Genomic DNA, 20723 nt, shown 5'->3' on the forward strand with positions numbered 1-20723 from the left:
GGGGCGCTGCGCATGGCGTGGCCCTACAGCGGATCCTCGGGCATTCCTCGATGATGATGCGGTATGCACATCTGTCGCCGGAGCACTTGGAATCGGCGATGCGCTTTTCTCCGATTACTCAGTCTGGCTACAAATTGACCACATGAGGATCTGTGGTAATCTGTAGTGAAGTTAACGCTTAACGTTAAGGGTTAATGAATGATTCTGACCTTTCGCTGCGACGAGACTCGTCAGCTTTTTGAGACGGGTCTTTCGAGGCGGTGGGGAGCGATCCTCACAGTCGCTACGCGTAAGCTCGCAATGCTTCATGCGGCTACGGAGCTTCGAGACCTGCGCTCTCCACCTGGAAACCGGTTGGAGCCGTTGCAGGGAAAGCGGGCGGGCCAACATAGCATCAGGATCAATGACCAGTGGCGTGTCTGTTTCGTCTGGACGGATGCGGGTCCCGAAGAAGTCGAAATAGTTGATTACCACTGAGGAGGTGGACCATGGCTACCAATGGTATGCGCCCCATCCATCCTGGGGAAATATTGCGCGATGAGTTTCTGATGGAGTTGGATATCTCTCCAGCTGCTCTAGCACGCGCTTTGAAAGTCTCCGCTCCGACAGTGAACGATATCGTTCGTGAGCAGCGTGGTATCTCCGCAGATATGGCGATTCGTCTGGGGCGTTACTTTGATACGTCCGCTCAGTTCTGGATGAATCTCCAGAGTGAGTATTCGTTAGCAACTGCTTATGCGGCGAATGGCAAGCAGATCGAACATGAGATTGAGCCGCTGCTTGCTCACGGATAGCAGTGACGTTGATCGTAGAGCCCCGCAGATGCGGGGCTTTTTTATGCGAACCGTAAATCGGTAAAGGGGGGCGTAGACGGTTTGTAGTCTGCCGACCAAAACAAAAAGGGGTTAGCTTGCGCTAACCCCTTGAAAAATATGGTGGCTACACCGGGACTTGAACCTGGGACATCAGCATTATGAATGCTGCGCTCTAACCGACTGAGCTATGTAGCCGAGTGGCGCGCATTTTCCGTATCTCGGGCGGGGCTGTCAACCCCTGGGGCTAGATAATTTTCTGATCTTTCAATCGTTTAGACGGAAGGGGTCGGATCGCCGGAGAGCGGGCGGTGGGGAGGGACGGGAACGAAAAAGCCCCGGCGCTTGGCCGGGGCTTTCCTGGGACGGGAAGGGGATTACACGTTGAAGCGGAAATGCATTACGTCGCCGTCCTTGACGATGTAGTCCTTGCCTTCCAGGCGCCATTTACCGGCTTCCTTGGCGCCCTGTTCGCCCTTGAACTGGATGAAGTCGTCGTAGGCGACCACTTCGGCGCGGATGAAGCCTTTCTCGAAGTCGGTGTGGATCACGCCGGCGGCCTGCGGGGCGGTGGCGCCGACGCGGACGGTCCAGGCGCGGACTTCCTTCACCCCGGCGGTGAAGTAGGTCTGCAGGTTGAGCAGGCCGTAGCCGGCACGGATCACACGGTTCAGGCCGGGTTCCTCGAGACCGAGGGACTCGAGGAACATGTCCTTCTCTTCGCCGTCTTCCAGCTCGGCGATCTCGGCTTCGATCTTGTTGCACACAGGCACCACCACCGCGCCTTCTTCCTCGGCGATGGCCTTTACCACATCCAGGTGCGGGTTGTTCTCGAAGCCGTCCTCGGCGACGTTGGCGATGTACATCACCGGCTTGCTGGTCAGCAGGTGGAAGCTGCGCACCAGGCGCTTCTCCTCGTCACCGAGGTTCTTCAGCAGCGAACGCGCCGGCTTGCCCTCGGTGAAGTGGGGGATAAGCTTTTCCAGCAGGGCCTTCTGGGCCAGGGCTTCCTTGTCGCCGCCCTTGGCGTTGCGGGCGACTTTCTGCAGTTGCTTCTCGCAGCTGTCGAGGTCGGCGAAGATCAGTTCGAGGTCGATGATCTCGATGTCGCGCTTGGGGTCGACGCTGTTGGACACGTGGATCACGTTGTCGTCTTCGAAGCAGCGCACCACGTGGGCGATGGCGTCGGTCTCGCGGATGTTGGCGAGGAACTTGTTGCCCAGGCCCTCACCCTTGGAGGCGCCCGCCACCAGGCCGGCGATGTCGACAAATTCCATGGTGGTCGGCAGTACGCGCTCGGGCTTGACGATCTCGGCCAGGGCGTTCAGGCGCGCGTCGGGCATCGGCACGATGCCGCTGTTCGGCTCGATGGTGCAGAACGGGAAGTTTTCCGCCGCGATACCGGATTTGGTCAGGGCGTTGAACAGGGTGGACTTGCCGACGTTGGGCAGGCCGACGATGCCGCAGTTGAATCCCATGCTATGTCCCTCGCGCTCAGACAGGCGCTAGAAAAGTGGTTCAGGCCTTCTGGCTGTGCAGCTTCTGCATCGCCCGGGTCCAGTCCCCGGCGAGCATTTCCGGCAGCACGCCGAGGGCGAAGTCGATGCTGGTGTCGAGCAGTTCCTGCTCGCTGCGCGGTGCGCGGCCGAGCACGTAACCGGAAACCAGGCTGCTGTGCCCCGGATGGCCGATGCCAAGCCGCAGGCGATGGAAAGAATTCTGATTGCCGAGCTGGGCGATGATATCGCGCAACCCGTTGTGCCCGCCGTGTCCGCCGCCGGTCTTGAGCTTGGCGACGCCAGGGGGCATGTCGAGTTCGTCGTGGGCCACCAGGATGGCGTCCGGGGCGATCCGGAAGAATCCCGCCAGCGCCGCCACGGACTGGCCGCTGCGGTTCATGTAGGTAGTCGGGATCAACAGACGAACGTCCTTGCCCTGGTGGCTGAACTTGCCGACCAGGCCGAAATACTTGCGGTCAGCCACGAGGCTGACGCCCTGGGCATGCGCCAGGCGCTCAACGAAAAGGGCCCCCGCGTTATGCCGGGTCTGGTCGTATTCAGGACCCGGGTTTCCCAGGCCAACGATCAGTTGTACGGCAGTCACGACGGGAGCCCCTCTCTATAAAAAGGCGATCGAGTAATGAATTACTCGGCGGCGCCTTCTTCGCTACCTTCTTCCTTCACCACGCGGGAAGCGTGGATGTTGGCAACGGCCAGATCGTTGCCGTGGGCCAGTTGTACCAGCTCGACGCCTTTCGGAGCCTTGAGGTCCGACAGGTGAACGATCTGGCCCAGCTCGACCTTGGCCATGTCGACTTCGATGAATTCCGGCAGGTCTTTCGGCAGGCAGGAAACTTCGACTTCGGAGATGGTGTGGGAGATCTCGCCACCGGCTTGCTTGACGCCAACGGCTACTTCTTCGTTGATGAAGTGCAGCGGTACGTGGGCGGTCAGCTTGTGGTCGGCGACCACGCGCAGGAAGTCGGCGTGCATCACGAAGCCTTTCGCCGGATGGCGCTGCAGGGCCTTGATCAGTACGGTTTCCTTGGCGCCGCCAACGTTCAGGGCGATCACGTGGCTGAAGGCAGCCTCGTTTTCCAGGAGCTTGGCGATTTCGCGCAGTTCCAGGGTTACGGACTGGGGCTCTTTGTCGCCGCCGTAAACGACAGCAGGAACCAGACCGGCGTTACGACGCAGGCGGCGGCTCGCACCTTTCCCCAGATCGGAACGCACTTGGGCATTCAGAATAAAGTCGACCATTGTGTATCTCCAAAAATAACAATGCGCCCGAACGCTTGCGACCAGCGTTCGGGCGATTTCAAAGGCCCCGCCGGAGCGGGGCGTTTTCGTTCAGGCGCGTTCGCCGAGGCTGGGCCTCAGCGGAACATCGCGCTGATCGATTCTTCGTTGCTGATCCGGCGCATGGCTTCCGCAACGACCGGAGCGATGTCCAGCTGGCGGATGCGGCCACAGGCCTGGGCAGCGGCGGACAGCGGGATGGTGTTGGTCACCACCAGCTCGTCCAGTACGGATTTCTCGATGTTCTCGATGGCACGGCCGGACAGCACCGGGTGGGTGCAGTAGGCGATGACCTTGGCGGCGCCGTGCTCTTTCAGGGCCTTGGCGGCGTGACCGAGGGTGCCGGCGGTATCGACCATGTCGTCTACCAGTACGCAGGTACGGCCTTCGACGTCACCGATGATGTGCATCACTTCGGACTGGTTGGCCTTGGGACGACGCTTGTCGATGATCGCAAGATCCACGCCCAGGGACTTGGCCACGGCGCGCGCGCGCACCACGCCGCCGATGTCCGGGGAGACGATCATCAGGTTCTCGAAGCGCTGGTCTTCGATATCGTCCACCAGCACGGGCGAACCGTAGATGTTGTCTACCGGGATATCGAAGAAGCCCTGGATCTGATCCGCGTGCAGGTCGACCGTGAGGACACGGTTGACCCCGACGACGGTCAGCATGTCGGCCACTACCTTGGCGCTGATGGCCACGCGGGCGGAGCGCGGACGTCGATCCTGGCGGGCATAGCCGAAGTAGGGGATGACAGCGGTGATACGAGTGGCCGAGGAGCGGCGGAAGGCATCGGCCATCACCACCAGTTCCATCAGGTTGTCGTTGGTCGGCGCGCAGGTCGGCTGAATCAGGAATACGTCCTTGCCGCGGACGTTTTCGTTGATTTCGACGCTGATTTCGCCATCGGAGAATTTGCCAACTGAAACATCGCCAAGAGGAATGTGCAGCTGACGCACGACGCGTCGTGCAAGATCGGGGTTAGCGTTCCCCGTGAAGACCATCATCTTGGACACGCTACAGGTACCTGTGTCGACCGAAGGGATCCGGATGAAATACAGAAGAGGAAAATGGCAGGGGCGGCTGGATTCGAACCAACGCATGGCAGGATCAAAACCTGCTGCCTTACCGCTTGGCGACGCCCCTGTGGTATTGCTCGAATGCCGTTTCGGCATTCCTTTCTCAGACCAGAGTTTCCAGCTTCCGGTGCAACATCGAGATGTTGCTTCCTTTGGCGACGAACCTCTGAAGGTGGTCTGGAAGAAGGGCCGAGACTTTATCAGCTTCAGCTTTGTTTGGGAAGCTCCCAAACACACAACCTCCAGTGCCGGTTAATCTAGCTGAAACAAATTTGTTTAGCAAGATCAAAGCGTTACGAACTTCTGGGTAACGCCTCTCGACTACCGGCTGACAGTCGTTTCGGCTGTCCCCCTCGAGAACGGTGCGCACTTTAATGGCGGGAGAATCGCGTGTCAACAGTGGATCTGAAAAAATTTCTGCTGTGCTGACAAGTACTTGCGGAACCACGACGAGATACCAGGGCTCCGGGATGTCCACCGGGGTGAGCTTTTCGCCCACGCCCTCGGCGAAAGCCGCGCGTCCGCGGGTGAAGACCGGCACGTCGGCGCCCAGGCGCAGGCCCAGGGCGGCGATGCGGTCCTCGTCCCAGCCGAGTTGCCAGAGATGGTTCAAGGCCAGGAGCGTCGTGGCGGCGTCGGAGCTGCCGCCGCCGATGCCGCCCCCCATGGGCAAGCGCTTGTCCAGCCAGATGTCGACGCCTTGCGGGCTGCCGGAGGCTTCCTGCAGCCCGCGCGCGGCGCGCACGATCAGGTTGCTGTCGTGCGGCACCCCGGCGATTTCCGTGTGCAGGCGTACCTGGCCGTCCTGGCGGGCTTCGAAATGCAGCTCGTCGCCGTGGTCGAGGAATTGGAACAGTGTCTGCAACTCGTGATAGCCATCGTCGCGGCGGCCGAGGATATGCAGGAACAGATTGAGCTTGGCCGGGGCTGGCAGGCTGAGGCGCACGCTCATGTCAGCGGCCGAGCTGGCGCGGCTGCCAGTCCTTGATCACCAGGGTGACGTCGAGGTCCTGGCCGTGCAGTTTCAGGCGCTCGGGTAGCCAGTAGCCGTTCTGTTCGGCGTAGCGGGTGTATTCGATCTGCCAGCCGTCCTGTTCCAGGCGCGCCAGGCGACTGTCGGCGTCGAGGGTCAGGCGGCTCTTGCTGTCCGGCGCCGGGAGGCCGCGTACCCACCAGAGCAGGTGCGAGACCGGCAGGCGCCAGCCTAGTTGTTCTTCCAGCAGTGCTTCCGGGGACTCCGCCTGGTAGCGGCCCTGACCGGCGACTTCCAGGCTCACCGCGCCTTCACGCCCGGTCAGGCGTGCTGCGCCGCGGCCGAGCGGGCCGGACAGGCGGATGTCGTAGTAGCCCTGGCGCTGCAGCCAGAACAGGGTGCCGCTGCCGGAGTCGCGCGGGGCGCGGATGCCGACCTTGCCGTCGATCTGCCAGGCATCCAGCTCGCTGAGCTGCTGCTTGTGGGTTTTCCAGGTCTGCGCATCGCCCTGGCCTTCCAGGGCTTCGTGGGAGGTCAGGCCGGCGCAGCCGCTGAGCAGGGCCAGCGCGGAGGCGGCGAGGAAAAGACGTAGACGCATGGTTTCAAGGAGTCTCGGCGCCGGTCAGGCGCTTGATGGTGCGGCGCAGCACGTCGCTGTCGGGCTGCTTGTCGAGGTATTCGCGCCAGATGGCCCGGGCGTCGCCCTGGCGCCCCTGGGCCCAGAGGACTTCGCCCAGGTGCGCGGCGACCTCGTGGTCGGGGTAGCGCTGCAGCGCCTGGCGCAGGTAGCGCTCGGCGTCGGCCAGCTTGCCCTGGCGATAGTTGATCCAGCCCATGCTGTCGAGGATCGCCGGGTCGTCCGGGTTCAGCTTGTGCGCCTTGAGGATCAGCTCGCGGGCCTCGCCGTAGCGGGTGGTGCGGTCGGCCAGGGTGTAGCCGAGGGCGTTGAGGGCCATGGCGTTGTCCGGCTCGCGGGCGATGACGAAGCGCAGGTCCTTTTCCATCTGCGCCAGGTCGTTGCGCTTCTCCGCCAGCATCGAGCGGGTGTAGAGCAGGTTGAGGTCCTCCGGGTACTGCTTCAGACCCTCCTGGATGGCCTGCCAGGCCTTTTCCTGCTGGTCGTTGTTGGACAGCGCCTCGGCTTCGATCAGGTACAGCTGGATGGCGTAGTCGGGTTGCTCGCTGCGCGCCTTGTCCAGGCGCTGGGCGGCTTCGTCGACGCGACCGGCCTTGAGCAGGACGTCGGTCTGGCGCAGTTGCGCCGGGAGGAAGTCATTGCCCGGACCGACCTGGCCGTACTCGTCGAGGGCACGCGCGGTGTCCTTCTGTTCCTCGGCGAGGCGTCCGAGGTTGAAGTGGGCGGCGTCGACGTGGCTGTCGCGCTCGACCAGTTCTTCCAGGTAGATCCTGGCTTCGTCCCAGGCCTGGGCTTCCAGGCAGACCAGCGCCAGGGAGAAACGCAGGTCGTCGTCGTCGGGGAATTGCTGGACCAGTCCGGCGAACTCGGCCTTGGCGTCGTCCAGGCGGTTCTGCTCCACCAGCAGGCGCGCGTAGGCGAGGCGCACGCGCTTGTCGTCCGGGTGTTCCTTGATCCCGGCCTTGAGCAGCGGCAGGGCCTCGTCGCTGCGCTTCATGCTCTGCAACAGGCGCGAGCGGAGCAGCAGGGGGGCCACTTCGTGGCGGCTTGCGGAGTTGTCCTCGAGCAGGGTCAGGGCTTCGTCCGGGCGGCCGTCCTGTTGCAGCAGCAGGGCCTTGCCGAACAGCAACTGGCCGTTGTTCGGGTATTTCTTCAACAGGTGGTCGAAGCTCTGCAGCAGGCCGGCGCGGGTATCCGGGTCGGTCTCCGCGGCAGACAGGGCGAGGAAGTCGAAGTGCGTGTCGCCCTGGCCGTTGAGGACCTTCTCCATGTACACCATGGACTCCTCGTAGCGCCCGGCGCGGGCCAACTGGATCGCGGCGGCGCGTTGGGCATCGAGGTTGTCCGGCGCGCTGCGCGCCCAGAGCAGGGAGGTGTCGAGGGCTTCCTGGTCGGCGCCGAGGTATTCGGCGATGCGGAAGGCGCGCTCGGAAACCCCGGGGTCGCGGGTTTTCTGCGCCTGCACCACATAGTTGCTCAGGGCGATGTCGAAGCGGTTGCGCTGCCCGGCCAGTTCGGCCACCAGCAGCGAATACAGGCTGTCCTCGCTGAAGGAGCCGTACTTTTCCGGCTTGGCCTTGGTCTCGACCGCGGTGTCTTCCACCGGCGGGGTGCCATCGGGAGTCTTGTGGATAAGTGACTGGCAGCCGCCGAGCAGCAGCGTGACGGTCAGCAGCGCAAGGGATTTGTTCATAGAGGAAGAAAGCCGGCCTTGAACCTGCGAGGGTGGCGCCATCATGACATAAGCCGTCCGGCAAGCCCAAGGGGGCCGGGACGGGCGTCGACGAAGCTGTCTATGGGGTCAATACATCGGCAATGGTTGTCCTGCCCTTGGCGAAGTAGGAGAATTGCGCGTTTCCCCGATTAGCTCAGCGATCCTGCATGGCCTTCATTGCCCTCGGCATCAATCACAAGACCGCCTCGGTGGCTGTCCGCGAGCGCGTGGCTTTCACTCCGGAACAGATGGTCGAGGCGCTGCAGCAGCTCTGCCGCCTGACCACCAGCCGCGAGGCGGCCATCCTGTCGACCTGCAACCGGAGCGAACTCTACCTGGAGATCGACCATCCGACCGCGGACGACGTGCTCGCCTGGCTGGCGGACTACCATCGCCTGACTCTCGACGAGTTGCGCGCCTGTGCCTATGTGCACCAGGACGAAGACGCGGTGCGCCACATGATGCGCGTGGCCTCCGGCCTCGACTCGATGGTCCTCGGCGAGCCGCAGATCCTCGGCCAGATGAAGTCGGCCTACGCCGTCGCGCGCGAGGCCGGCACCGTCGGTCCGCTGCTCGGCCGCCTGTTCCAGGCCACCTTCAGTACGGCGAAGACCGTCCGCACCGATACCGCCATCGGCGAGAACCCGGTGTCCGTGGCGTTCGCCGCGGTGAGCCTGGCCAAGCAGATCTTCAGCGACCTGCACCGCAGCCAGGCGCTGCTGATCGGCGCCGGCGAGACCATCACCCTGGTCGCGCGCCACCTGTTCGAGCAAGGCGTGAAGCGCATCGTGGTGGCCAACCGCACCCTGGAGCGCGCCAGCCTGCTCGCCGAGCAGTTCGGCGCCCATGCGGTGCTGCTTTCGGAGATACCCGAGGAGTTGGCCAACAGCGATATCGTCATCAGCTCCACTGCCAGCCAGTTGCCGATCCTCGGCAAGGGCGCCGTGGAGCGCGCGCTGAAGCAGCGCAAGCACAAGCCGATGTTCATGGTCGACATCGCCGTGCCGCGCGACATCGAGCCGGAAGTCGGCGAACTGGACGACGTCTACCTCTATAGCGTCGACGACCTCCACGAAGTAGTGGCGGAGAATCTCAAGAGCCGCCAGGGCGCTGCCCAGGCCGCCGAGGAACTGGTCGGCAGCGGCGTCGCCGAGTTCATGCAGCGCCTGCGCGAACTGGCCGCGGTGGACGTGCTGCGCGCCTATCGGCAGCAGGCCGAGCGCCTGCGCGATGAGGAGCTGGGCAAGGCCCAGCGGCAACTGGCCAACGGTGCCGACCCCGCCGAGGTGATGGCCCAGCTGGCCCGCGGCCTGACCAACAAACTGCTGCACGCGCCCAGCGTGCAGATGAAGAAAATGTCCGCCGAGGGCCGCATCGACGCGCTGGCCCTGGCCCAGGAGCTGTTCGCCCTCGACGAGGGCGCGCCGCGCCACTGACCGGTACCTATGCCTGCATGAAAGCTTCTCTGCTGAAAAAGCTGGATGTCCTCAGCGATCGCTACGAAGAACTGACGGCGCTGCTCGGCGACGCCGAGGTGATCAGTGACCAGACCCGCTTCCGCGCCTATTCCCGCGAGTACGCCGAGGTCGAACCGGTGATCCTGGCGTTCCGCGACTACCGCAAGGTGCAGGCCGACCTCGAGGGTGCCCAGGCGTTGCTCAAGGACAGCGACCCGGAGTTGCGCGACCTCGCCGAGGAGGAGGTCGCCGAAGCGCGCGGCCGCCTCGCCGCCCTCGGCGACAGCCTGCAGCGCATGCTGCTGCCGAAGGATCCCAACGACAGCCGCAACGTGTTCCTGGAGATCCGTGCCGGCACCGGTGGCGACGAGGCGGCGATCTTCTCCGGCGACCTGTTCCGCATGTATTCGCGCTACGCCGAGCGCCAGGGCTGGCGGGTCGAGACGCTGTCGGAGAACGAGGGCGAGCACGGTGGCTACAAGGAAGTGATTGCCCGGGTCGAGGGCGACAACGTCTACGCCAAGCTCAAGTTCGAGTCCGGCGCGCACCGCGTGCAGCGGGTGCCGGAAACCGAATCCCAGGGCCGGATCCACACTTCCGCCTGCACCGTCGCGGTGCTGCCGGAGCCGGACGAGCAGGCAGCGATCGAGATCAACCCGGCCGACCTGCGGGTGGACACCTACCGTTCCTCCGGTGCCGGCGGCCAGCACGTCAACAAGACCGACTCGGCGGTGCGCATCACCCACATTCCCAGCGGCATCGTGGTCGAGTGCCAGGAAGAGCGCTCGCAGCACAAGAACCGCGCCAAGGCCATGGCCTGGCTGGCGGCCAAGCTCAACGACCAGCAGCAGGCCGCGGCGCAGCAGGCGATCGCCAGCACGCGCAAGCTGCTGGTGGGCTCGGGCGACCGCTCGGAGCGCATCCGTACCTACAACTTCCCGCAAGGGCGGGTCACCGACCATCGCATCAACCTCACCCTGTACTCCCTGGGCGAGGTGATGGAGGGCGCGGTGGAACAGGTGATCGAGCCGCTGCTGCAGGAATACCAGGCCGATCAACTGGCGGCCCTGGGCGACTGACATGACCACTATCTGTACCCTTCTCAAGGATTCCCAACTGCCCGATTCGCCCAGCGCCCGGCTCGACACCGAGTTGCTGCTGGCGGCGGCGATGGGCAAGCCGCGCAGCTTCCTGCGTACCTGGCCGGAGCGCATCGTGCCGCGCGAGGCCAACGAGCTGTTCGACGACTGGATCGCCCGTCGGCGCAACGGCGAGCCGGTGGCCTACATACTTGGCCACCAGGGCTTCTGGAGCCTGGACCTGGAGGTCGCGCCACACACCCTGATCCCGCGCCCGGACACCGAACTGCTGGTGGAAACCGCGCTGGCGACCCTCGCGGCGGACACCGCTACCGTGCTCGACCTGGGCACCGGCACCGGCGCCATCGCCCTGGCCCTGGCCAGCGAACGGCCGCTGTGGACGGTGACTGCGGTGGACCGCGTGGAAGAGGCCGTGGCGCTGGCCGAGCGCAATCGCCAGCGGCTGCTCCTGGAGAACGTCGAGGTGCGCCGCAGCCACTGGTTCTCCGCTCTCGATGGCCGACGCTTCCGGATGATCGTCGGCAATCCGCCGTATATCCCTGCCAGCGATCCGCACCTGAGCGAGGGCGACGTGCGCTTCGAGCCGAAGAGCGCGCTGGTCGCGGGTAGCGATGGCCTCGACGATATCCGCCAGATCGTCGCCCAGGCGCCGCAGCATTTGCTGGACGAAGGCTGGTTGCTGCTCGAGCACGGCTATGATCAAGGGGCGGCTGTGCGCGAACTGCTCGGCGCCCGCGGCTTCGCCGGGGTACATACGTTGCGCGACCTCGGCGGCAACGAGCGGATCACTCTCGGACAATGGGTATGCTGAGCGACGAGGAACTGCTGCGCTACAGTCGCCAGATCCTGCTGGCGCAGGTCGACGTCGAGGGCCAGCTGCGCCTGAAGCGCAGCCGCGCACTGATCGTCGGTCTTGGCGGCCTGGGTTCGCCGGTGGCGCTGTACCTGGCCGCGGCCGGGGTCGGCGAGCTGCACCTGGCGGATTTCGATACGGTCGACCTGACCAACCTGCAACGGCAGGTCATCCACGATGGCACCAGCGTCGGTGTCGGCAAGGTGGAGTCGGCGATGCGCCGGCTGGGCGCGCTGAATCCGCAGATCCGCCTGGTCAGCCATAGCGCCGCGCTGGACAAGGACTCCCTCGATGCCGCCGTGGCGGCGGTCGACCTGGTGCTCGACTGCACCGACAACTTCGCCACCCGCGAGGCGGTCAACGTCGCCTGCGTGCGCGCCGGCAAGCCCCTGGTCAGCGGCGCGGCGATCCGTCTCGAGGGCCAGCTTTCGGTATTCGATACCCGCCGCGACGAAAGCCCCTGCTACCACTGCCTCTACGGGCACGGCAGCGAGGCCGAGCTGACCTGCAGCGAGGCCGGCGTGATCGGTCCGCTGGTGGGGCTGGTCGGTAGCCTGCAGGCGCTGGAGGCGCTCAAGCTGCTGGCCGGTTTCGGCGAACCGCTGGTGGGCCGCCTGCTGCTGGTGGACGCCCTCGGCACGCGCTTCCGCGAATTGCGGGTGCGTCGCGATCCTTCCTGTGCCGTCTGTGGGCAACGCCATGGCGGTTGAGTCGGCCGCGGTCGGCGTTTTCGATTCCGGGGTCGGCGGGCTCAGCGTATTGCGTGAGATTCGCGCGCGCCTGCCATCCGAATCGTTGCTCTACGTCGCCGACAACGCCCATGTGCCCTACGGCGAGAAGAGCGCGGAGTACATCCGCGAACGCTGCGAGCGGATCGGTGATTTCCTTCTGGAGCAGGGCGCCAAGGCTCTGGTACTGGCCTGCAATACCGCGACGGCTGCGGCTGCGGCGGAATTGCGCGAACGTTATCCGCAGGTGCCGCTGGTGGCCATGGAGCCTGCGGTGAAGCCGGCCGCGGCGGCCACCCGCAACGGTCGGGTCGGCGTCCTGGCCACCACCGGAACTCTGAAGAGCGCGCGTTTCGCCGCCTTGCTCGACCGCTTCGCCAGCGACGTACAGGTCTTCACCCAGCCCTGCCCGGGGCTGGTCGAGCGCATCGAAGCCGGCGATCTCTATGGGCCGCAAACCCGGGCACTGCTGGAACGCCTGCTGGCGCCCATCCTCGAACAGGGCTGCGATACGCTGATCCTCGGCTGTACTCATTATCCCTTCGTCAAACCCCTGCTGGCCGAGCTGATCCCGGCGGAGATGGCGGTGATCGATACGGGAGCGGCTGTCGCCCGGCAGCTGGAGCGCGTATTGTCGGCGCGGGCGCTACTGGCCTCTGGCCAGGCCGCGACGCCGCGTTTCTGGACCAGCGCGCTGCCGGAGGAGATGGAAAGGATCCTGCCGATCCTCTGGGGAAGCCCGGAAAGCGTAGGAAAATTAGTCGTTTAGTCGTTCCTGGCAGACGTGTCAGCGATTTTTTGAACTAAAGCGTTTGGTCTAGTATCTGCTTTAGTAAGTGCGCTCTTATAATGCGCAGCTTGAATGCGGGGGCTTTCATGCAACTTTCGAAAAGGACGTTTCAATGAAGAAACTACTTCCGCTGGCCGTTCTGGCCGCACTTTCCTCCGTCCACGTGGCGTCCGCCCAGGCGGCGGACGTCTCGGCCGCCGTCGGTGCGACCGGCCAGTCGGGCATGACCTATCGCCTGGGCCTGAGCTGGGATTGGGACAAGAGCTGGTGGCAGACCTCCACCGGGCGCCTGACCGGCTACTGGGATGCGGGCTACACCTATTGGGAAGGTGGCGATGAAGGCGCCGGCAAGCATTCGCTGTCGTTCGCTCCGGTATTCGTCTACGAGTTCGCCGGCGACTCGATCAAGCCATTCATCGAGGCCGGTATCGGCGTGGCGGCGTTCTCCGGCACCCGTGTCGGCGACCAGAACCTGGGTTCCTCCCTGAACTTCGAAGACCGCATCGGCGCCGGCCTGAAGTTCGCCAACGGCCAGTCGGTCGGCGTTCGGGCGATCCACTATTCCAACGCCGGCCTGAAACAGCCGAACGACGGTATCGAGTCCTACAGCCTGTTCTACAAGATCCCGATCTAGTCGGCACGGGCGAAAAAAGCCGGGTTCATCCCGGCTTTTTCATGCCTGCGATTCTTCCGCCCCGCCGCACCGCCCTATGGAAAGAGCGAGCCATTTGGCGGGAGGCGATAGCTCGCTGACGCGCCCTACGCGCGACCATCGCGCGGCGGCAGGTTGCGGAAAGCCGCCAGCGCCCGTTCGCGGCTGGCCTTCAGGTCGACCATCGGCCGTGGATAGTCGACCCCGGCGAACAGCCCCAGGCTGGACGGATCGTGGATCGCCTTGCGCTCCAGGCCGGCCAGTTCCGGCAGCCAGTGGCGGATGAACTCGCCGCGTGGATCGAAGCGTTCGGACTGCGAGAGCGGATTGAACAGGCGGAAGTAGGGAACCGCGTCGGTGCCGGTGGATGCGCTCCACTGCCAGCCGCCGTTGTTCGCCGCCAGGTCACCGTCGATGAGGTGGCGCATGAACCAGCGTTCGCCTTCGCGCCAGTCGATCAGCAGGTTCTTGCTGAGGAACATCGCTACCACCATCCGCAGGCGATTGTGCATCCAGCCGGTGGCGAGCAACTGGCGCATTGCCGCGTCGATGATCGGTATGCCGGTGCGCCCCTGTTGCCAGGCTTCGAGTTCCGCCGGGGCCTGGCGCCAGCGCAGGGCTTCGGTCTCCTCGCGGAAGGGGCGGTGCCGGGAGACCCGGGGGTAGCCGACCAGGATGTGCTTGTAGAACTCGCGCCAGAGCAGCTCGTTGATCCAGGTCGCGGCGCCTTGCTGGCCGCCGCTGAACTCGCCGCGGTTGGCAACCAGCGCGGCGTCCAGGCATTGCCTGGGCGAGAGTACGCCGGCGGCCAGGTAGGGCGACAGTTGGCTGGTGCCGGGAAGCGCCGGGAAGTCGCGCCGTTCATGGTAGTCGGCCAGGTGCTGGTCGGCGAAGTCGCGCAGGCGTTCCTGCGCTACCTCTTCGCCTGCCGGCCAGAGGCGGCGCAAGCTATCGGCCGGCCGCGGGAAGGCGGGCACGGCATCCGGCAGCGGGTCGCTGGCCAGCGCGTGCGGTGGCTGGGGCTGCGGACGCGGGCGGACACCCGGCAGGGCCTGGTACAGCCGTTCGTGGCAGACCTTGCGGAACTGGCTGAACACCTGGAAATAGCCGCCAGTTCGGGTCAGCACCGAGCCGGGGGCGAAGAACAGCTGGTCGAGGTGGCTGTGGAAGGCCACGCCCTGTTCACGCAGGCGTTGGCCGACGGCCTGGTCGCGGCGTTCCTCGTTCACCCCGTATTCCTGGTTGACGTGTACCGCGCCGACTCCCAGTTCCCGACAGAGCCGGCCGATGACTTCCGGGGCTTGCCGCCAGTGGCCGCAGTCGCGCACCAGCAGCGGGATGTTCAGCGCGGCGAGCTGGCGTTGCAGCTCGCCCAGGTTGCGCAGCCAGAAGTCGACCTTGCAGGGCGCATCGTCGTGTTCCCGCCACTGCGCCGGGCTGAGCAGGTAGAGAGCCACGCAAGGGCGCCCATCGGCGGCGGCGAGGAGCGCGCTGTTATCGGTGGTTCGCAGGTCGCAGCGAAACCAGATCAGGTTCATCGGAAGTCCGTTCATGGGTTCAACAGACCTCGTTCGCCGAGCAGGCGGCGGGCTTCCAGGGGCGTGCTCGCCAGCAGCAGGCCAGTTAGCGCCAAGGTTTCGAAGGCTTCGCGCTGGATCTCCACGGCCGGTCCGACCAGCACCACCGGGCAGCTCACCCCTGCCAGCAGGCGCGGCAGGTGCTCCGGATTGAGGCGATGACTGGCGTACAGCAACACGCCGCGAGCTTCCAGGCGTTCGCAGGCCAGGGCCAGTTCGGCCGGTGGCAGCGGCCAGTCGAAGACCTGCAGCGGCACCTCGCCGCTGCCGAGCAACCAACTGCACAGCCAGAGGTTCGGTTCCAGCGACAGCTCGGACTGGTTGACCAGCAGCAGCGGCGCGCCCTGTTGCAGCCGTTGCTGGTGATAAAGGCGGGCGCCCAGCTTGCTGCGCAACCAGGAGAAGAAGAAGGCCCGCTCCATGCGCGCGCCGAACTGTCCCTGCCAGCGTCGTTCGAGGTGCTGCAGCAAGGGTTGCAGAAGCTTTTCGCAGAGGGTCGCTACCGGATAGAGCGACGCGGCCTGGTTGAACAGATCGTCGAGGCGTCGCTCGGCCAGCGCGGCGATGGCGTCCAGCAGCTGTTCGTGCAGGCGTTCCCAGGGGGATTCGACATCCGCCGCCGGGGTTTCCTCCGGACGCTCCAGCAGCGCGCGCACCTGGCTGATGGCGACGCCACGCTCGAGCCAGACGAGTATCCGGCGGATGCGCTCGACCTGCCCTTCGCTGTAGAGCCGGTGCCCCTTGCCGGTGCGTTGCGGCACCACCAGGCCATAGCGGCGCTCCCAGGCGCGCAGGGTGACCGGATGGACGCCGGTCAGACGAGTGACTTCGCGGATCGGCAGGCCGCCGCGTTCGAGGTGGGGCGAGTTCATCGGGAAATCCTAGAGCGCGTTGCGCAGGCCGAGTTCGGTCGGGTGCGGTTGCAGGTAGGCCTGCTGGGCGATGTATGCATGCGGGTGGCGACGGAAGTGGTGCTTTAGCAGGGTCAGCGGTACCACCAGCGGCACGCTGCCATGCCGGTATTGCTCGATCAGCTCGCGCAATTCACGCCTGTCTTCGGTTGCGAGGTCGCGTTTCAGGTAGCCGCTCAGGTGCAGCAACACGTTGCCATGGCTGCCGCGGGTCGCGCAGCGGCGCAAGCCCTGCATCAGCTCGCCGAAGTAGCGAGTGCCGAGGGCTTCCGGCTGGTAGTGGCCGGCATCGCCGAGCAGGCGGCCGAGGCTGCGGTAGTGCTCCGGCGAATGGGCCAGCAACTGGTACTTGTAGCGGCTATGGAAGGCGACGATGGCCGAATGGCTGAGGCCGCGCTGGCGCAGGGCCTGCCAGTGGGCATGGGCATACACGCGGGTGAGGAAGTTCTCCCGCAGGACCGGATCGTGCAGCCGGCCTTCTTCTTCCACCGGTAGCTCCGGCAAGGCTGCGCAAAGGGCTGCGGCGAAGCGTCCACGGCCTTCGGCGCGCGGCGCGCCGCCGCCTTCTGGATAGACCTTGACCCGTTGCAGCCCGCAGGACGGCGAACGTTGCATGAAGATGAAACCGTCCAGCGTATCCGCCCGTTGCGCCACCCTCCGCGCATATTCGGCGAGCGCTCCGCCGACCGCCAGGCCGTCGCGGCTCCGCGCCTCGGCGGCTTCCGGAGTGCCTTCCAGGCGAATCGCCGGGCGCGGCGTGCCCAGGCCGATGGCCTGTTCCGGGCAGAAGGAGACGAACTCGACGTGTCGCGCCAGTTCCTCGCAAAGCGCGGATCGCTTGTGGCCGCCGTTGAAGCGCACCGGTTCGCCGAGCAGGCAGGCGCTGATGCCGAGTCGGGGCGTCAGGGAAGGGTGAGATTCGTGCATCGGTGTCGTCTCCCGAGGGGAAAGGAGGTTCGCGCGCAGCTCGACAGCCAGGCGGTCATACGACACATCCTAGAACTTATCTTGTACAGGTCAATGTATTTGTATAGATATTTTCTTGTCACATCGGGCCGCCAGGCGACGGCCCGATCCCCTCAGAGATGTTCCAGCAGGCGCCGCGCGGCTTCCTGGCCGCTGAGCCAGGCGCCTTCGACGCGGCCGCTGGAGCACCAGTCGCCGCAGGCGTAGATGCCCAGGTCGGGATCGCCGAGGGCGCCCCACTGGTGGGCCTCCGCCGGGCGTGCATAGAGCCAGCGGTGGGCGATGCTGAAGGCGGCTTCCGGTACGGCGCAGCCGATCACTTCGGCGAAGGCGCAGCGCAGGTGCTCGACCACGTCCTCCTTGGCCATGTCGATGTGCTGCCGGCTCCACTGGCTGGTGGCGTGCAGCACCCAGGTGTCGAGGGCGGTGTCGCGCCCCGGCTTGCTGCGATTGCAGGCCAGCCAGGCGATCGGACTGCCGTGCACGAAGCAGCCCTGCACCGGGGTGTCGAGTACCTCGCGGAAGCCTAGCGCCACCGCCCAGGTCGGCTCCATGACCACGCTCGCGGCGGTGGCCGCCAGTTTCGGCACGCTGGCCAGCAGCGGCGTGGCCTGGGGAGCGGGGATGGCGATCAGGACCTGGTTGAACGGACCGTGGTTCTGTCCCTCGGCGTCCTGCAGGTGCCAGTGCTGCTTGCCGCGGAAGACCTCGGTGATGCGGCAGGAGAAGACCACTTGCAGATCGGTGAGCAGGGCGCGGGTGATCGCACTCATCCGTGGGATGCCGACCCAGCGTGGCTGCTCGTCCGGGGAGGGGCTCAGTTGGCCGTCGCGGTATTGGTAGAGAGCGGGTTTCCACTCGTCCACCCAGCCTTCCTCGCGCCAGTGTTGCAAGGCGTCGAGGAAGCGCCGGTCGCGGGCGGTGAAGTATTGCGCGCCGAGGTCCAGCGTGCCGGCCTCGCTGCGCTTGCTGGCCATGCGGCCGCCGCTGCCGTGGCCCTTGTCGAACAGTTGTACGGTCTGGCCGGCGGATCTCAATGCGTGGGCGGCGGAAAGCCCGGCGATGCCAGTACCGATGATGGCGATGGGGACGCTCATGACATGCCTCTCTGGTTGTGTAGCGTCTGGACAGGCGAATCAGGTTTCTTGTACAAGTTTGATTTAATGTACAGTGTTGCGCGTGCTTCGAGGCGCACCTTGCGTCGCGCCGATGGCGCGCTTGCGGCGCACGGCTCGCTTCCTGGCCTGTCGAACCTTCAGACGTTCCGTTCGGAAGTATCAACCGAGTTATCTGAAGAATAGACGGCTGGCGCCGTTCACTAAGGCACCAATGCGATGCAAGCCCTGTTCCTTGGCTGAGTCGAAAACGACGCCAGGGTTCCCCGGCCGGAGCCGACGGATCTTCCATTCACAGGATAACGCCGGAATGGGGGGAGGATGCACGGTCATCGGGCAGATCGATGTCCAGGGTCCAGACTGAAAGGGCACGCAGGCAAAACGAGGAGACAGCCATGCACATTCTCTTGACCGGCGGTACCGGCCTGATGGGACGCCGCCTGTGCGCCCGCTGGCGACAGGCCGGGCACCGGCTGACCGTGTTCAGCCGGCGGCCGCAGCAGGTGGAATCGCTGTGCGGCGCCGGCGTGCGCGGCATCGATCGTTTCGACGAGTACGGCGACCAGCCGCTCGACGCGGTGGTCAACCTGGCCGGTGAGCCGATCGCGGACAAACCCTGGAGCCACAAGCGCAAGGCGCTGCTGTGGGAAAGCCGGGTACGCCTTACCGAGCGCCTGGTGGAATGGCTGGACGCTCGCGAGCAGCGCCCGGACCTTCTGTTATCGGGTTCTGCGGTGGGTTGGTATGGCGACAGCGGCGAGCGCCCGGTGACCGAGGAGGGGGCGGCGGCCGGCGAGGATTTCGCCAGCGAGCTATGCCTCGCCTGGGAGCAGATCGCCCGCGAGGCGGAGAAGCTCGGCACCCGTGTCGTGCTGCTGCGCACCGGCCTGGTGCTGGCCCCCGAGGGCGGCTTCCTCGGGCGCCTGTTGCCGCTCTACCGGCTCGGCCTGGGTGGACCGCTGGGTGACGGCCGGCAATGGATGCCGTGGATTCATATCGAGGATCAAATCGAGCTGATCGATTTTCTTTTGCGGCGGCCCGATGCCAGCGGTCCCTATAATGCGTGCGCTCCCAACCCGGCGCGCAACCGCGATTTCGCCAAGGCCCTGGGCCGGGCGCTGCACAAGCCGGCGCGGATACCGACCCCCGGGTTCGTCCTGCGCCTCGGGCTGGGAGAAATGTCCGGATTGCTGCTCGGCGGCCAGCGAGCCTTGCCGCAACGCTTGCAGGACGCCGGCTACCGTTTTCAATTCACCGACCTGGACGTGGCGCTGGCCGATGTCCTGGACGCCCGACGAAAGGATCAGGCATGACCGAGAATGCCCTGCTGTTGCTCAACCTGGGCTCCCCGGATTCGACCCGGGTGGAGGATGTTCGCCGCTATCTCGACCAGTTCCTCATGGACCCTTACGTGGTCGACCTGCCCTGGCCGCTGCGGCGCCTGCTGGTGTCGCTGATCCTGATCAAGCGTCCGGCTGAATCGGCGCATGCCTACAGCTCGATCTGGTGGGACGAAGGGTCGCCACTGATCGTCCTCAGTCGTCGCCTGCAGGAGGCGATGAAGCCGCACTGGCCGCATGGGCCGGTGGAACTGGCGATGCGCTACGGCCAGCCGGCCATCGAGAAGGTCCTGCTCGACCTGGCGCGCCGCGGTATCCGGCGGGTGACCCTGGCGCCGCTGTATCCACAGTTCGCCGACAGCACCACGACCACCGCCGAACAAGAGGTGCGCCGGGTGATCGCCGCCCATCGCCTGGAGCTGGAGGTCAGCACGCTGCCGCCGTTCTACGACCAGCCGGTCTACCTCGATGCCCTGGTGGAAAGCGTGCGTCCGTACCTGCAGCAGCCCCACGACCATCTGTTGCTGAGCTTCCATGGCTTGCCCGAGCGGCACATCCGCAAGCTGGTGAAGGATCCTGCCCACGACCTGCTGGCCGAGAACAGCCGCAACGTCAGCCCCGAAGCCCTCGCCCTCTGCTACCGCAGCCAGTGCCTGCGCACCGCCGAGGCCTTCGCCGAGCGCGCCGGCCTGGAGCAGGGGCGCTGGTCGGTGTCGTTCCAGTCGCGCCTGGGGCGCGCCAAGTGGATCGAGCCCTATACCGACGCCAAGCTCGACGAACTGGTGCAGCGCGGGGTGAAGCGCCTGCTGGTGATGTGCCCGGCGTTCGTCGCCGACTGCATCGAGACTCTGGAGGAAATCGGCATGCGCGGCCGCGAGCAGTTCATCAGTGCCGGCGGCGAGGATCTGGTGCTGATTCCCTGCCTCAACGACCATCCCGCCTGGGTCGGCGCCCTGGCCGATATGAGCGGGCGCCTGGCCAGGCCGCTCTGAGAGCCTGTTCATGATCCGCTGCGCGGCGCGGTATGACGGCTTTGAAGTGCTCATTTGCCGCTCGTCAGCTCCGCTTCCCCGCCCAGCTCGCGAGATGCTGAACAGGCTCTGAGCGCACGCGGCGGCGAATGACCTGGCGGTCATTCGCCGGAACCCGCTTCCCGCATTCAGCAGTTCTATAGTCCCTTGCCCTGGGTATAAGCCCGGATGTTGCCGGCTTATCCTG

Annotated in this window: 21 protein-coding genes, 2 tRNA genes and 1 pseudogene; 11 read left to right on the top strand and 13 right to left on the bottom strand. The window is 65.4% G+C overall.

Annotated elements, in window-relative coordinates; genetic code table 11:
* Window positions 1-20 precede the first annotated feature (20 nt).
* The 3 genes and pseudogenes from FHW81_RS29615 to FHW81_RS29625 form a co-directional block, all read left to right on the top strand.
* Window positions 21-146 (top strand): annotated as a pseudogene (locus FHW81_RS29615) (phage integrase); the annotation flags it as partial.
* A 52-nt stretch (window positions 147-198) separates the two neighbouring features.
* Complete coding sequence (locus FHW81_RS29620) at window positions 199-477, top strand: type II toxin-antitoxin system RelE/ParE family toxin (RefSeq protein ID WP_003113526.1); 279 nt, start codon at window positions 199-201, stop codon at window positions 475-477.
* An 11-nt stretch (window positions 478-488) separates the two neighbouring features.
* Entirely contained in the window at window positions 489-794 is a 306-nt protein-coding gene (locus FHW81_RS29625) for a HigA family addiction module antitoxin (RefSeq protein WP_003099268.1), read from the top strand.
* Window positions 795-933: 139 nt separating this feature from the next.
* Here FHW81_RS29625 and FHW81_RS29630 read toward each other — a convergent pair.
* From FHW81_RS29630 to lbcA, 9 genes are all read right to left on the bottom strand, one after another.
* Window positions 934-1010, bottom strand: a tRNA-Met gene (locus FHW81_RS29630).
* Between the two features lie 179 nt (window positions 1011-1189).
* Window positions 1190-2290, bottom strand: coding sequence for a redox-regulated ATPase YchF (ychF, locus tag FHW81_RS29635; RefSeq protein ID WP_003099270.1), 1101 nt, complete (start codon window positions 2288-2290; stop codon window positions 1190-1192).
* Between the two features lie 40 nt (window positions 2291-2330).
* Window positions 2331-2915 carry an aminoacyl-tRNA hydrolase gene (gene pth, locus FHW81_RS29640; protein ID WP_003099278.1) on the bottom strand — a complete coding sequence of 195 codons (585 nt, stop codon included), beginning with the start codon at window positions 2913-2915 and terminating at the stop codon, window positions 2331-2333.
* A gap of 41 nt (window positions 2916-2956) precedes the next feature.
* Window positions 2957-3571 carry a 50S ribosomal protein L25/general stress protein Ctc gene (locus FHW81_RS29645; protein WP_003099279.1) on the bottom strand — a complete coding sequence of 205 codons (615 nt, stop codon included), beginning with the start codon at window positions 3569-3571 and terminating at the stop codon, window positions 2957-2959.
* Window positions 3572-3687: 116 nt separating this feature from the next.
* Window positions 3688-4629, bottom strand: a complete 942-nt coding sequence (locus tag FHW81_RS29650) for a ribose-phosphate pyrophosphokinase (RefSeq protein ID WP_003099281.1) — start codon at window positions 4627-4629, stop codon at window positions 3688-3690.
* Window positions 4630-4684: 55 nt separating this feature from the next.
* Window positions 4685-4759: transfer RNA gene (locus FHW81_RS29655), tRNA-Gln, on the bottom strand.
* Window positions 4760-4795: 36 nt separating this feature from the next.
* Window positions 4796-5644: a 4-(cytidine 5'-diphospho)-2-C-methyl-D-erythritol kinase gene (ispE, locus tag FHW81_RS29660; RefSeq protein WP_003099284.1), complete on the bottom strand. Its 849-nt coding sequence runs from the start codon at window positions 5642-5644 to the stop codon at window positions 4796-4798.
* Window position 5645: 1 nt separating this feature from the next.
* Window positions 5646-6263, bottom strand: coding sequence for a lipoprotein insertase outer membrane protein LolB (gene lolB, locus FHW81_RS29665; RefSeq protein ID WP_003095005.1), 618 nt, complete (start codon window positions 6261-6263; stop codon window positions 5646-5648).
* Between the two features lie 4 nt (window positions 6264-6267).
* Window positions 6268-8040, bottom strand: coding sequence for a proteolytic complex protein LbcA (gene lbcA, locus FHW81_RS29670; protein WP_073651912.1), 1773 nt, complete (start codon window positions 8038-8040; stop codon window positions 6268-6270).
* A 143-nt stretch (window positions 8041-8183) separates the two neighbouring features.
* Here lbcA and hemA point away from each other — a divergent pair, with 143 nt between their 5' ends.
* The 6 genes from hemA (at window position 8184) to pagL (ending at window position 13578) form a co-directional block, all read left to right on the top strand.
* A complete protein-coding gene (gene hemA / locus FHW81_RS29675; RefSeq protein WP_003095001.1) occupies window positions 8184-9452 on the top strand; it encodes a glutamyl-tRNA reductase in 1269 nt (422 codons plus the stop codon).
* A 17-nt stretch (window positions 9453-9469) separates the two neighbouring features.
* Window positions 9470-10552, top strand: coding sequence for a peptide chain release factor 1 (gene prfA / locus FHW81_RS29680; protein ID WP_003099290.1), 1083 nt, complete (start codon window positions 9470-9472; stop codon window positions 10550-10552).
* Window position 10553: 1 nt separating this feature from the next.
* Complete coding sequence (gene prmC / locus FHW81_RS29685; RefSeq protein WP_003099293.1) at window positions 10554-11384, top strand: peptide chain release factor N(5)-glutamine methyltransferase; 831 nt, start codon at window positions 10554-10556, stop codon at window positions 11382-11384.
* The gene (locus FHW81_RS29690; RefSeq protein ID WP_003099296.1) at window positions 11378-12136 is read left to right on the top strand and encodes a molybdopterin-synthase adenylyltransferase MoeB; all 759 of its coding nucleotides are present in this window, start codon (window positions 11378-11380) and stop codon (window positions 12134-12136) included. Before prmC ends, FHW81_RS29690 begins: the two co-directional genes overlap by 7 nt.
* Window positions 12126-12923 carry a glutamate racemase gene (gene murI / locus FHW81_RS29695; protein WP_003099300.1) on the top strand — a complete coding sequence of 266 codons (798 nt, stop codon included), beginning with the start codon at window positions 12126-12128 and terminating at the stop codon, window positions 12921-12923. The genes FHW81_RS29690 and murI overlap by 11 nt, the downstream gene beginning before the upstream one ends.
* Before the next feature lie 133 nt (window positions 12924-13056).
* Window positions 13057-13578, top strand: coding sequence for a lipid A 3-O-deacylase (gene pagL / locus FHW81_RS29700; RefSeq protein WP_003099307.1), 522 nt, complete (start codon window positions 13057-13059; stop codon window positions 13576-13578).
* A 125-nt stretch (window positions 13579-13703) separates the two neighbouring features.
* Here the strand turns inward: pagL and phrB are convergent, their stop codons facing one another.
* The 4 genes from phrB to FHW81_RS29720 form a co-directional block, all read right to left on the bottom strand.
* Window positions 13704-15149, bottom strand: coding sequence for a deoxyribodipyrimidine photo-lyase (gene phrB / locus FHW81_RS29705; RefSeq protein ID WP_003121048.1), 1446 nt, complete (start codon window positions 15147-15149; stop codon window positions 13704-13706).
* Window positions 15146-16045 carry a MerR family transcriptional regulator gene (locus FHW81_RS29710; protein ID WP_023090867.1) on the bottom strand — a complete coding sequence of 300 codons (900 nt, stop codon included), beginning with the start codon at window positions 16043-16045 and terminating at the stop codon, window positions 15146-15148. The genes phrB and FHW81_RS29710 overlap by 4 nt, the downstream gene beginning before the upstream one ends.
* Before the next feature lie 9 nt (window positions 16046-16054).
* On the bottom strand, window positions 16055-17011 hold the full coding sequence (locus FHW81_RS29715; protein ID WP_023090866.1) for a DUF523 and DUF1722 domain-containing protein: 957 nt from the start codon (window positions 17009-17011) through the stop codon (window positions 16055-16057).
* A 152-nt stretch (window positions 17012-17163) separates the two neighbouring features.
* Window positions 17164-18147 (bottom strand): NAD(P)/FAD-dependent oxidoreductase, encoded by a 984-nt coding sequence (locus tag FHW81_RS29720; RefSeq protein ID WP_003094987.1) that lies wholly within the window; start codon window positions 18145-18147, stop codon window positions 17164-17166.
* Between the two features lie 413 nt (window positions 18148-18560).
* Between FHW81_RS29720 and FHW81_RS29725 the strand changes: the two genes are divergently transcribed.
* Together FHW81_RS29725 and hemH are read left to right on the top strand one after the other, a co-directional pair.
* The gene (locus FHW81_RS29725; protein ID WP_023090865.1) at window positions 18561-19478 is read left to right on the top strand and encodes a TIGR01777 family oxidoreductase; all 918 of its coding nucleotides are present in this window, start codon (window positions 18561-18563) and stop codon (window positions 19476-19478) included.
* A complete protein-coding gene (gene hemH / locus FHW81_RS29730) occupies window positions 19475-20497 on the top strand; it encodes a ferrochelatase (protein WP_023090864.1) in 1023 nt (340 codons plus the stop codon). The genes FHW81_RS29725 and hemH overlap by 4 nt, the downstream gene beginning before the upstream one ends.
* Window positions 20498-20723 lie beyond the last annotated feature (226 nt).

Source organism: Pseudomonas sp. RC10-4-2 (assembly GCF_050433085.1).
Lineage (GTDB): Bacteria > Pseudomonadota > Gammaproteobacteria > Pseudomonadales > Pseudomonadaceae > Pseudomonas > Pseudomonas aeruginosa.

Bases quoted from the DNA above. Each gene is read 5' to 3' on its own strand.
- FHW81_RS29620 (WP_003113526.1), top strand. From the start codon at position 199: ATGATTCTGACCTTTCGCTGCGACGAGACTCGTCAGCTTTTTGAGACG.
- FHW81_RS29625 (WP_003099268.1), top strand. From the start codon at position 489: ATGGCTACCAATGGTATGCGCCCCATCCATCCTGGGGAAATATTGCGC.
- ychF (WP_003099270.1), bottom strand. From the start codon at position 2,290: ATGGGATTCAACTGCGGCATCGTCGGCCTGCCCAACGTCGGCAAGTCC.
- FHW81_RS29645 (WP_003099279.1), bottom strand. From the start codon at position 3,571: ATGGTCGACTTTATTCTGAATGCCCAAGTGCGTTCCGATCTGGGGAAA.
- ispE (WP_003099284.1), bottom strand. From the start codon at position 5,644: ATGAGCGTGCGCCTCAGCCTGCCAGCCCCGGCCAAGCTCAATCTGTTC.
- lolB (WP_003095005.1), bottom strand. From the start codon at position 6,263: ATGCGTCTACGTCTTTTCCTCGCCGCCTCCGCGCTGGCCCTGCTCAGC.
- lbcA (WP_073651912.1), bottom strand. From the start codon at position 8,040: ATGATGGCGCCACCCTCGCAGGTTCAAGGCCGGCTTTCTTCCTCTATG.
- hemA (WP_003095001.1), top strand. From the start codon at position 8,184: ATGGCCTTCATTGCCCTCGGCATCAATCACAAGACCGCCTCGGTGGCT.
- prfA (WP_003099290.1), top strand. From the start codon at position 9,470: ATGAAAGCTTCTCTGCTGAAAAAGCTGGATGTCCTCAGCGATCGCTAC.
- prmC (WP_003099293.1), top strand. From the start codon at position 10,554: ATGACCACTATCTGTACCCTTCTCAAGGATTCCCAACTGCCCGATTCG.
- FHW81_RS29690 (WP_003099296.1), top strand. From the start codon at position 11,378: ATGCTGAGCGACGAGGAACTGCTGCGCTACAGTCGCCAGATCCTGCTG.
- murI (WP_003099300.1), top strand. From the start codon at position 12,126: ATGGCGGTTGAGTCGGCCGCGGTCGGCGTTTTCGATTCCGGGGTCGGC.
- pagL (WP_003099307.1), top strand. From the start codon at position 13,057: ATGAAGAAACTACTTCCGCTGGCCGTTCTGGCCGCACTTTCCTCCGTC.
- phrB (WP_003121048.1), bottom strand. From the start codon at position 15,149: ATGAACGGACTTCCGATGAACCTGATCTGGTTTCGCTGCGACCTGCGA.
- FHW81_RS29710 (WP_023090867.1), bottom strand. From the start codon at position 16,045: ATGAACTCGCCCCACCTCGAACGCGGCGGCCTGCCGATCCGCGAAGTC.
- FHW81_RS29715 (WP_023090866.1), bottom strand. From the start codon at position 17,011: ATGCACGAATCTCACCCTTCCCTGACGCCCCGACTCGGCATCAGCGCC.
- FHW81_RS29720 (WP_003094987.1), bottom strand. From the start codon at position 18,147: ATGAGCGTCCCCATCGCCATCATCGGTACTGGCATCGCCGGGCTTTCC.
- FHW81_RS29725 (WP_023090865.1), top strand. From the start codon at position 18,561: ATGCACATTCTCTTGACCGGCGGTACCGGCCTGATGGGACGCCGCCTG.
- hemH (WP_023090864.1), top strand. From the start codon at position 19,475: ATGACCGAGAATGCCCTGCTGTTGCTCAACCTGGGCTCCCCGGATTCG.